The organism is Providencia sp. (assembly GCF_052096715.1).
Lineage (GTDB): Bacteria > Pseudomonadota > Gammaproteobacteria > Enterobacterales > Enterobacteriaceae > Providencia.
The window spans coordinates 281,360-291,999 of the sequence record NZ_JBQDNB010000002.1; the positions used below are offsets into that span (position 1 = coordinate 281,360).

General features: G+C 35.5%; 8 protein-coding genes. 4 read left to right on the forward strand and 4 right to left on the reverse strand.

Annotation, left to right across the window (positions count from 1 at the left end):
- Positions 1 to 566: 566 nt before the first annotated feature.
- Positions 567 to 1,211, reverse strand: a complete 645-nt coding sequence (locus tag ACTH6U_RS03055; protein WP_294349866.1) for a YchE family NAAT transporter — start codon at positions 1,209 to 1,211, stop codon at positions 567 to 569.
- A 530-nt stretch (positions 1,212 to 1,741) separates the two neighbouring features.
- On the opposite strand from ACTH6U_RS03055, the gene adhE reads away from it, so the two are divergent.
- On the forward strand, positions 1,742 to 4,405 hold the full coding sequence (gene adhE, locus ACTH6U_RS03060; RefSeq protein ID WP_441831564.1) for a bifunctional acetaldehyde-CoA/alcohol dehydrogenase: 2,664 nt from the start codon (positions 1,742 to 1,744) through the stop codon (positions 4,403 to 4,405).
- A gap of 206 nt (positions 4,406 to 4,611) precedes the next feature.
- Here adhE and ACTH6U_RS03065 read toward each other — a convergent pair whose 3' ends face one another.
- Positions 4,612 to 5,241 (reverse strand): thymidine kinase, encoded by a 630-nt coding sequence (locus ACTH6U_RS03065; RefSeq protein WP_441831565.1) that lies wholly within the window; start codon positions 5,239 to 5,241, stop codon positions 4,612 to 4,614.
- Between the two features lie 533 nt (positions 5,242 to 5,774).
- Here ACTH6U_RS03065 and hns point away from each other — a divergent pair.
- Complete coding sequence (gene hns, locus ACTH6U_RS03070; protein WP_294106034.1) at positions 5,775 to 6,185, forward strand: histone-like nucleoid-structuring protein H-NS; 411 nt, start codon at positions 5,775 to 5,777, stop codon at positions 6,183 to 6,185.
- A 422-nt stretch (positions 6,186 to 6,607) separates the two neighbouring features.
- Here the strand turns inward: hns and galU are convergent, their stop codons facing one another.
- Complete coding sequence (gene galU, locus ACTH6U_RS03075) at positions 6,608 to 7,537, reverse strand: UTP--glucose-1-phosphate uridylyltransferase GalU (protein WP_294106029.1); 930 nt, start codon at positions 7,535 to 7,537, stop codon at positions 6,608 to 6,610.
- Between the two features lie 167 nt (positions 7,538 to 7,704).
- Entirely contained in the window at positions 7,705 to 8,715 is a 1,011-nt protein-coding gene (gene rssB, locus ACTH6U_RS03080; RefSeq protein ID WP_294106193.1) for a two-component system response regulator RssB, read from the reverse strand.
- A 131-nt stretch (positions 8,716 to 8,846) separates the two neighbouring features.
- On the opposite strand from rssB, the gene ACTH6U_RS03085 reads away from it, so the two are divergent.
- Positions 8,847 to 9,323: a YchJ family protein gene (locus ACTH6U_RS03085; RefSeq protein ID WP_434719024.1), complete on the forward strand. Its 477-nt coding sequence runs from the start codon at positions 8,847 to 8,849 to the stop codon at positions 9,321 to 9,323.
- A 108-nt stretch (positions 9,324 to 9,431) separates the two neighbouring features.
- Complete coding sequence (gene purU / locus ACTH6U_RS03090) at positions 9,432 to 10,280, forward strand: formyltetrahydrofolate deformylase (protein ID WP_294106024.1); 849 nt, start codon at positions 9,432 to 9,434, stop codon at positions 10,278 to 10,280.
- The last annotated feature ends 360 nt before the right edge of the window (positions 10,281 to 10,640 follow it).

The following is a 10,640-nucleotide window of genomic DNA, read 5'->3' on the forward strand; positions in this document are numbered from 1 at the left end:
TATCGATTTTGTCACTACATCCCCCTGAAGTTGTTAATAGTATCTTATCTATTAGATAGTTAACTGATAAAACGAGTCTTTCAACTAAAAATATCGCTAGTAATATCTACCTTTCAACAATCAATTTATTAACACTAATTTAACATATAATAAAATTTTAAGTTATTCTTAAATTTCCCTCAACCATTAATTTTATAAATATAATTAAATTACAATAAGTTAGATAGGCTCTTTATATAATTTCTTAATAATCATTAAAGTGAATATAAACATATCATTAACAAACACCAATTAGAATAGTGAATAATTTTACTTAGCTCACAATTCCACATTTTTTATGCCTGATTTGGCAAAAAATGCGGCATATAATGACAAAAAATATTTATTACCAAAATCACCTTTAAGTGCCTATTAAATAAGCAGTTAAAATATCCTCTTACAATATCAATAATAATAAGAGTGGCTCACTTTAATGGTAATACTTTGATTTTTTAAAAGTAAATGAGATTAGAGGTTGGATAGCCGCCTAGGTTTAGCCGGCTATTTTGAATAGAAGAATATAAAAATTAGAGTAAACCAGGAAATATCGCTTTCACACCAGTGACAATGAATTCAATACCTAATGACATAAGCAGTAAACCCATAATACGAGTCACAACGTTAATACCTGTTTGCCCAAGATAACGAACAAGTAAAGATGCTGAACGAAACAATAACCAACAACAAAAAGCAAAAAATATACTCGTAATCGCTAAACCGATAAAATTCTGCCATCCATTCCATCGAGAAGACCAGACAATACAAGAACTGATTGCACCAGGTCCTGCCATAAGTGGTAATGCCAAAGGTACCACTCCGATACTGTCGCGAACGGCGGTTTCTGTTTTTTCTTGTTTATTTTGTTTATCTTCACCTATTTTTCCGCTGATCATCGACATCGCGATCGTTACAATGAGTATTCCACCCGCAATACGAAACGAATCTATCGAAATACCAAAGAGTGCAAGTATTGAGTCACCCACTAATAAAGAAATACAAAGAATAATCGCTACTGAAGAATTAGCGACCGTATTTGTTTTATTCCTTCCCGCAATACCTTGATAGTTAGTCATACTAATAAACACCGGTAGAATTCCTACTGGGTTTACTAACGCAAATAGACCAATAAAAAACTTAATATAGCCCGATAAATCCAGTAATGCTGCGCTCACCCATTCATATCCTTACAAGATTCTCATTCGAGAGATTTCACCTATTGCTAATCTTATCATTGATACAATTAAATTCCTTGAATAAACCATGATTTCCTTTAATTTGATTATGTTACTTTTTATCTTCCTTTTAATGGTGACTTATTTTTGTAACTTAAAAATTGTAAAAAGTTTTGAAATTCACCTTCTATCCGACCATAAAGGTAAATTTATTAATAAATATTCATCATCAATTTAACTTAAGCCGAAATATTCATGCTGAAAGGTGTCAGCTTGCATTTTTTGTGATTAAGATCACTTTATTTAATTACTAATTTGCTAACCTGTTATTAACTGATAGAGATACTACCTTGCAGATAACAGATCATTTCATTCAATTTTAAACAGATTTTTAAGCCAATTAGCAGTAACGAGCTGAAATATTAATAAAACTATCTATACTTTTCTTTCCGGCTAGTCTTATTACTACAGTATTTATAGATGCATTGCTCATTGGCTTAAAAATTTAACATTTATCAGGAGTAATCTATATGTCCGTAACTAACGTTACCGAACTCAATGAACTCGTTGCTCGTGTCAAAAAAGCTCAACGTGAATTCGCAGGCTTTTCTCAAGAAAAAGTGGATAGAATTTTTCGCGCTGCTGCACTTGCTGCCGCAGATGCGCGTATCCCATTAGCGAAGCTCGCAGTCGAAGAATCAGGAATGGGTATTGTTGAAGATAAAGTGATTAAAAACCACTTCGCTTCAGAGTATATCTATAACGCATACAAAGATGAGAAAACCTGTGGCGTGCTCTCTGAAGATCCAACATTTGGCACTATTACTATTGCTGAACCTATTGGAATCATCTGTGGTATTGTCCCAACAACAAACCCAACCTCTACTGCTATCTTTAAATCACTGATTAGCTTAAAAACGCGTAATGCCATTATTTTCTCACCACATCCACGTGCTAAAAATGCAACTAATCGTGCAGCTGAAATCGTCTTAAAAGCAGCAATTGAAGCTGGGGCACCAAAAGATATTATTGGTTGGATAGATGCACCGACGGTTGAACTTTCAAATGCATTAATGCACCACACTGACATTAACCTGATCTTAGCGACAGGTGGTCCAGGAATGGTTAAAGCGGCTTACAGCTCAGGAAAACCTGCAATTGGTGTTGGTGCAGGTAATACACCAGTCGTTATCGATGAAACAGCAGATATTAAGCGCGCAGTTGCCTCTATTTTAATGTCTAAAACATTTGATAATGGCGTTATTTGTGCCTCAGAGCAATCTGTCGTTGTTGTTGATGAAATTTATAACCAAGTCCGTGAACGTTTTTCTAAACATGGCGGCTACCTACTCCAAGGTAAAGAACTTAAAGCCATTCAAGATATCATCTTAAAAAATGGTAACTTAAATGCAGCTATCGTTGGTCAGCCTGCCTATAAAATTGCAGAAATGGCTGGTATCACCGTTCCAGTGACCACTAAAATCCTAATTGGTGAAGTTAAAGTCATTGATGATTCAGAACCTTTCGCTCACGAAAAATTATCGCCTCTTTTAGCTATGTATCGCGGTAAGAATTTTGAAGATGCTGTTGAAAAAGCTGAACAATTGGTAGAAATGGGCGGTATAGGCCACACTTCATGCCTTTATACAGATCAAGACAATCAACATGCTCGCGTTAATTATTTTGGCGACAAAATGAAAACCGCTCGTATCTTAATCAATACCCCTGCATCCCAAGGTGGCATTGGTGATCTGTACAACTTTAAATTAGCACCATCTCTAACGCTAGGTTGCGGTTCTTGGGGGGGTAACTCCATCTCAGAAAACGTTGGACCAAAACACCTAATTAACACAAAAACTGTGGCGAAAAGAGCTGAAAACATGTTATGGCATAAACTTCCTAACTCAATTTACTTCCGCCGTGGTTGTTTACCTATTGCTCTTGAAGAAATTGCGACTGACGGTGCAAAACGCGTACTCATCGTAACGGATAGCTACTTGTTTAATAATGGCTATGTGGATGAAGTCGTTAACGTTCTGAAAAAACATCATATCGAAACAGATGTGTTTTTCGAAGTTGAAGCTGACCCTACTTTGTCTGTTGTCCGTAAAGGTGCAGCGCAGATGAATGCATTCCAACCCGATGTGATTATTGCATTAGGTGGTGGTTCACCAATGGATGCAGCGAAAATTATGTGGGTAATGTACGAGCATCCAGAAACTCATTTTGAAGAATTGGCATTACGCTTTATGGATATCCGTAAACGTATTCACCGTTTCCCTAAAATGGGTGTAAAAGCAAAACTAGTTGCAATCACAACGACATCAGGTACAGGTTCTGAAGTGACACCATTTGCCGTAGTGACAGATGACAAAACAGGCCAAAAATATCCACTTGCTGATTACGCATTAACACCAAACATGGCCATTGTGGATGCTAATTTAGTCATGGATATGCCTAAGTCATTGACCGCTTTCGGTGGTCTTGATGCCGTCACTCACGCACTAGAAGCTTATGTTTCTGTTTTAGCAAGTGAATTTACTGATGGGCAAGCGCTTCAAGCTTTAAGTTTATTAAAACAATACTTGCCAGCAAGTTATCATGAAGGTGCTAAGAACCCTGTAGCAAGAGAGCGCGTACATAATGCAGCAACCCTTGCTGGTATTGCATTTGCTAACGCATTCTTAGGCGTATGCCACTCAATGGCTCACAAACTTGGTTCTGAGTTCCATATTCCACATGGTTTGGCAAACGCATTGTTGATTTGTAATGTAATTCGTTTCAATGCAAATGAAAACCCAACAAAACAAACTGCATTTAGCCAATACGACCGTCCTCACGCTCATCGTCAATATGCTGAAATTGCCGATCATCTGGGATTAAGTAAATCAGGTGACCGTACTGCGGCTAAAATACAAAGACTATTAGCATGGTTAGACGAAATTAAAGCAGATTTAGGTATTCCTAAATCTATACGTGAAGCTGGTGTTACTGAAGCTGATTTCTTAGCGAAAATAGACAAGCTATCGGAAGATGCATTCGATGACCAATGTACAGGTGCAAACCCACGCTACCCGTTAATCTCGGAAATTAAACAGATCTTATTAGACTCATTCTATGGCCGTGAATTTTCAGAAGAAATTGTAGCCCCTACTGAAGCACCAAAAGCAGAAAAGAAAAGCACTAAAAAATAGTTAATAGTTAATAAAAAAAGGCACTGCATATTATTTACAGTGCCTTTTCTTTTGAGTAGTTTTAAACATTTATCATATTTAGATATACAACAAATAGTCTATTCTGTTTAGCTTCTATATTAATGCAGTGTTTATCACTTAAATACACTTAAAGAGAGAAGTAAGCATCAATTCATCTATTAAGCTAGTTTAGGCTTGCCCTGCTCTTAACTAAAATGAATTGGCTTTTTAGGTATTACTCCACTATTCATTAATTTGGCCTGCTCAATGGCTTCTGAGTAGTGTTTGCGACATACCGATATATACTTTTCATTTCCGCCTATATCGACCTGTGCGCCTTCATACATAGCAATACCATCACTACCAATTCTTAATACTTTATTTGCTTTACGCCCACAATAACAAACCGTTTTAAGCTCAACTAATTTATCGGCCCAAGCTAACAAATATTGACTACCCTCAAATAATAATCCTGAAAAATCTGTCCGTAATCCATAACATAAAACAGGAATATCCGTGTTATCGACTATATGACATAATTCTTCTACTTGTTTTTTTGTGAGAAATTGACATTCATCAATAAGCACACAATGTACTTTTTGAATACTATTTTCATTATTGATAACATCAGCCATATTGGTTATCGGTGTATATAACAATGCTTCAGCTGATAGTCCTATACGTGATGATACTTTCCCTTTATCAAATCGATTGTCTATCTCAGCAGTAAAAATAACCGTACGCATCCCGCATTCGTTATAGTTATACGATGATTGTAGTAATGAAGTCGATTTTCCAGCGTTCATCGCTGAATAATAAAAATATAGCTGAGCCATCAAGCTGTTTCCTTAAGAATAATATGCCTAATAATTTTATCATAAAAAGCACTATTAAATTAACAACAAGGATAACAGAGTGCCCTACTTATTGAAAATTTAACTATTTTTATGTAAACATAACATCTCTTTTTTAAAAATGTGTATCTTATAGGCAATAAAATCAATTTGATATTAACTATAAGCGGTTTAAATTAAGGCACATATAGCTAAGTAAGCTCATCATAAAAAGAAAATTTAAGTTAATTCTTCTTACTTTATTCACTAAATTCATAATGTATCGTTATGATTTTTACAGAACTAAGAGAAATATGTTCTTAGATACTTTCGTCTAATTACCTTTTTTTCAATAGTTCTGTTATTGATAATAGTTGTATATATAAACCAACGGAAACTTTATATTTCTTTTGTAAAAAAATTGCATTCTTTAAAGATAACTTTTAAACTACTAAAGTAAATTAGCTATTGCAGAATTTAAAATAGCATTCTATTATTAGCATACACATACCAACAAATAATTTGAGACCAGGAAAATGAGCGAATCTTTAAAAGCGTTAAATAACATCCGTACTCTTCGTGCTCAAGCTCGCGAAGTAACTTTAGAATCTTTAGAAGAAATGCTAGAGAAATTAACTGTCGTTGTTGAAGAACGTCGTGATGAAGAAAGCCAAGTTCGCGCTGAATTAGAAGAGCGTAACCGTAAATTAGAAAAAGTACGTGAAATGATCCTAGAGCAAGGCGTAGATTTAAATGACCTTCTGCAAACTATGGATTCAACTAAAACTACAAGTACCAGAGCTAAACGTGCTGCACGTCCAGCTAAATACAAATATATCGATGAAAATGGCGAAAGCAAAACTTGGACAGGCCAAGGCCGTACTCCAGCTGTAATCAAAGTTGCCATTGAAGAACAAGGTAAATCTTTAGATGATTTCTTAATCTAATTAGCCTAAAAATCTATTCTAAACACCCTTTTTATAAAGGGTGTTTTTGTTTAAATCCTAATATAACAATTTATATTAGCCCTTCTTAAAATTACTCATTCATACTTATAAATCTAGAATAACTCTATATTAATCATCATATTTAGGTTTTCACTGACTCCATTGAGTTACTCTAAAAAACAGGCTTATAAAATAAGTCGCTCGATTAAAGTAAAGATATGTAATTTCAATCACACTTAAAAATATATTTTTAGATAACGAGTTTATGAATTTAGTCCGATTTTTCAAAAAAAAATAACCCACCTATGCTAAATAAACAATGTTAATTGCCTCATAAAAATGAGTTCATTTACTTATTCTAGATGTACAAAAAAAGGCCTTCACTTTCGTGTTGGCCTTTAATAATATAAAGAGTAGATATATTATTTCAATGTAGCGGATGTATTCAATTTATCTGCTAATTCTTTCACCCACTGAGTAAAATCTTTTCCTAGCGTATCATGTTGTATGCCATATTCGACAAATGCTTTCATGTAACCTAATTTATTACCACAGTCATGACTCTTACCACATAAGTGGTATGCTTCAACAGGCTCATTGTTTGCCATCATTAATGTAATAGCATCCGTTAATTGTATTTCATCACCAGCGCCAGGTGTTGTTTTAGATAAAGCATCCCAAATCTTTTCAGATAAAACATAACGGCCAACAATAGATAAATTAGAGGGTGCTTCATCTTTACGAGGTTTTTCCACCATACGGACGATTGGCTTACTATCTCCAGGCTGCAATATTTCACCATTACAGTCAACAATACCATAATTAGAAACCTCGTCCTCAGGTACAGGCTCAACGAGTATTTGGCTAGCACCAGACTCTTCATAATGATCTAACATTTCTCTAAGATTGAATTTAGTTAGGTCAGTACTATAACGGTCTAAAATAACATCAGGTAAAATAACAACGAATGGCTCATCACCCACTAATGGCTTAGCACATAAAATAGCGTGACCTAATCCTTTAGCAATACCTTGACGAGTTTGCATAATTGTCACATGCCTTGGGCAAATAGATTGCACTTCATCAAGTAGTTGACGTTTAACACGAGCCTCTAAAATCGCTTCAAGTTCAAAACTAGTATCAAAATGATTTTCAATCGAGTTTTTTGATGAATGTGTCACTAATACTATTTCATTGATGCCTGCTGCAATACACTCATTAACAACATATTGAATAAGTGGTTTGTCAACAATTGGCAACATTTCCTTTGGAATAGCCTTAGTTGCAGGAAGCATGCGAGTACCTAATCCAGCAACAGGGATTACCGCCTTACGCACTTTACGTTTTATCATTTATCGAAGCTCCAGAAATTTCCTAAGCACCTGCGCCTAATATTTCAGAAATATATAGCTGTGCATTTTCAGTGCGCGGAAGTATATCAGGAATCAACTTTGAATAAATAGCGATGAGTCTGATTAGCTGTTTTTAATGATATTTGAATAATAATGTTAAGCTTGGTTTAAGTTTGTGGGCTAAACATCAGTTTAATTTTTTGACTATTATTACGAATTAAACATTGCCACTCAGACCCCTTAATGTCGAGCTGATTTGATTGATAAAAAGTCAAAGTTCCTAAAGGAATACTTCGTGCTAAGTTAAAATTCCCTTTTTCTGTTGTCACTTCAGCTTCAAGGCCTGCACTAGCCAATATGATAGATTTGTTCTTCGTATTAAAGTAACCCAATAAAAGTGGAAATTGTCCATTAAATCCAGAGTCTTCAAGTAAATAATTTATTTGATTAATTATCTTATCAATTTTTGGCAATTTTTTATCTGGATGGCTCACAGCACTCTTTAATAAGTCATTAAACACCACGCGGATCAAAAACGCAGCCATAACCCCCTCATGAGGGGATCGTTCCGTATCTATACAATAAAAGCCGATTTGACTATCTGACAACGCAGCTAAATCGAGTAATAAACCAAATCGATTCGCTTCATTCAATTGTCGATAATTAATCCTATAATTATTTATAATCTGGCTCACTGGTGGCTGTAACTGCCTTAATACTGGCATTATATCGTACTCATCATTTTCTAATAAGCTCGATATATTTTGCAATTCCCCCTCAGCCAAAAACGCGGTATTGTATTGTTCAGGATACAATGCGCGATGGATAGTTTTCTTAACCTCATCTAGATTTTTTATTGGTTTAAGCAATGCATCTTTCGCTCCCAGACGAAACATTCTATCCAGTTGAGTGAAATCCGTAGTTGCAGAAATAACAATAACCGGGATATTTATTTCCCTATTCACGAGCTCTATCATAAACGCCTCACCATTCATGATAGGCATATTTAAGTCACATAAAATAATATCAGGGGCGATATTATGGGCAGTCAGTAGCTCTATGGCCATTTCACCATTGTCGGCAGTATAAACCTGCGTGCCTATATTTTTAAGGTAATCCCCTAAAATGCTTCGAAAAACCTTTTCATCTTCAATTATGAGTATTTTTTTATTTATCATCATTCACCCACCTACAACTACTCAAACCTGGTTTAATTAACAATACTATTATTCATCCAACAAAATCATTATCTACCCATTTTTAAAGTATAGTGATTTTTGCACCGTATACTTATTTTTATCGAGAAAAAATGAATCTATTACTTGAAAATATTTGCCCTTGTGGGAATCAACAAGAGTTTAGCCACTGTTGTGAACCTTTCTTGCTCGGTAATGCGATACCTGAGACACCTGAGCAATTAATGCGCTCAAGATATAGCGCTTATGTTTGCAAAAATGCAGACTACCTCATTAACACTTGGCATCCTGATTCTAAGGCTCAAAATTTTCGCGAAGAGATAATTAAGAGCTTTGAATCGACCCAATGGTTAGGCCTTCATGTTATTAGTTCTTCTTATGCTAAAAATTCAGATGAGGCATATGTCGAATTTTCGGCTTGCTTTATTGATGAAAAAGCTGATGATAAACAACTTATTCATGAACGTTCCCGTTTTCTTCGCACTAATACGCGTTGGTATTACATAGATGGCACTACACCGAAAGTAAGCCGCAATGATCCGTGTCCTTGCGGTTCAGGTAAAAAATTTAAAAAGTGCTGCCATAGTTAGTGATATGTTTTATCAAAATTCGTTAAGTGCACAGTTTGCCATTGGTCTACTATTTTTGTTTACCCATTAAATAGTTAGACTTTTGCTAGTTAAGGATTAGACAGCTTCATGCAACACAAAAATGTACAAAAAAAAATTCTCAGGACGATTTGCCCTGACGCGAAAGGACTTATCGCCAAAATTACCAATATTTGCTATAAGCACCAACTTAATATCGTTCAGAATAATGAATTTGTCGATCATCTGACCGGCCGCTTTTTCATGAGAACTGAACTTGAGGGGATCTTTAATGATGAAACCCTTCTAGCAGATCTTGACGATGCTCTACCTAAGGGTTCAATACGTGAATTGAATTCATCTGGGCGTCGCCGCATTGTCGTTATGGTGACGAAAGAAGCGCACTGTCTTGGCGATTTACTGATGAAAAGTGCTTACGATGGCTTAGACGTAGAAATTGCAGCGGTTATCGGCAACCATGAAACGTTAAAAAATTTAGTCGAGCAATTTGGTATTCCTTTCCATCATATTAGCCATGAAGGCTTAACGCGTGAACAGCACGACGAAAAAATGACGGCTCAAATTGATCAATATCAGCCTGATTATGTTGTATTAGCAAAATATATGCGCGTATTAACTCCTGAGTTTGTACAACATTATCCAAATCAAATTATCAATATTCACCATTCATTCTTACCTGCCTTTATTGGTGCTCGCCCATACCATCAAGCCTATGAGCGCGGTGTGAAAATTATTGGTGCAACGGCACATTTTGTAAATGATAGCCTTGACGAAGGCCCAATCATCACTCAAAACGTGATTAACATTGATCATACGTTTTCTGCCGATGATATGATGCGTGCAGGGCGTGATGTTGAGAAAAACGTACTCAGCCATGCCCTATCTTGGGTATTATCTCAGCGTGTATTTGTGTATGGCAACCGGACCATTATTTTATAAGTTCGTTCTTTTATAAGTTCGTTGTTTTTAAAGCCATGCTTTTATAAAGTCACATGACAATTAATAGCATGGCTTTTATCTGTCATGAGGATATCAACAAGTCACTTTATAGAAAGTGATATTTAAATATAATCGTTTTTCATAAAACACTCATCGATAACCGTAACTGTGTTAATTTGTTGTTTTTACAAACATAAAGAATAAAAAAACAGCATTTAGATCTTTTTTTATAATTAATACTTTACAGGGGCGCGTCATTTGATATGATGCCGCCCGCTGAGAACGATTACAGCAATTCAAAATCTGGTGGGATACCCAAGCGGCCAAAGGGAGCAGACTGTAAATCTGCCGTCATCGACT

Excerpts from the sequence above, each read along its gene's own strand:
- purU (WP_294106024.1), top strand. The coding sequence starts at position 9,432 with ATGCAACACAAAAATGTACAAAAAAAAATTCTCAGGACGATTTGCCCT.
- ACTH6U_RS03065 (WP_441831565.1), bottom strand. The coding sequence starts at position 5,241 with ATGGCTCAGCTATATTTTTATTATTCAGCGATGAACGCTGGAAAATCG.
- hns (WP_294106034.1), top strand. The coding sequence starts at position 5,775 with ATGAGCGAATCTTTAAAAGCGTTAAATAACATCCGTACTCTTCGTGCT.
- galU (WP_294106029.1), bottom strand. The coding sequence starts at position 7,537 with ATGATAAAACGTAAAGTGCGTAAGGCGGTAATCCCTGTTGCTGGATTA.
- rssB (WP_294106193.1), bottom strand. The coding sequence starts at position 8,715 with ATGATAAATAAAAAAATACTCATAATTGAAGATGAAAAGGTTTTTCGA.
- ACTH6U_RS03085 (WP_434719024.1), top strand. The coding sequence starts at position 8,847 with ATGAATCTATTACTTGAAAATATTTGCCCTTGTGGGAATCAACAAGAG.
- adhE (WP_441831564.1), top strand. The coding sequence starts at position 1,742 with ATGTCCGTAACTAACGTTACCGAACTCAATGAACTCGTTGCTCGTGTC.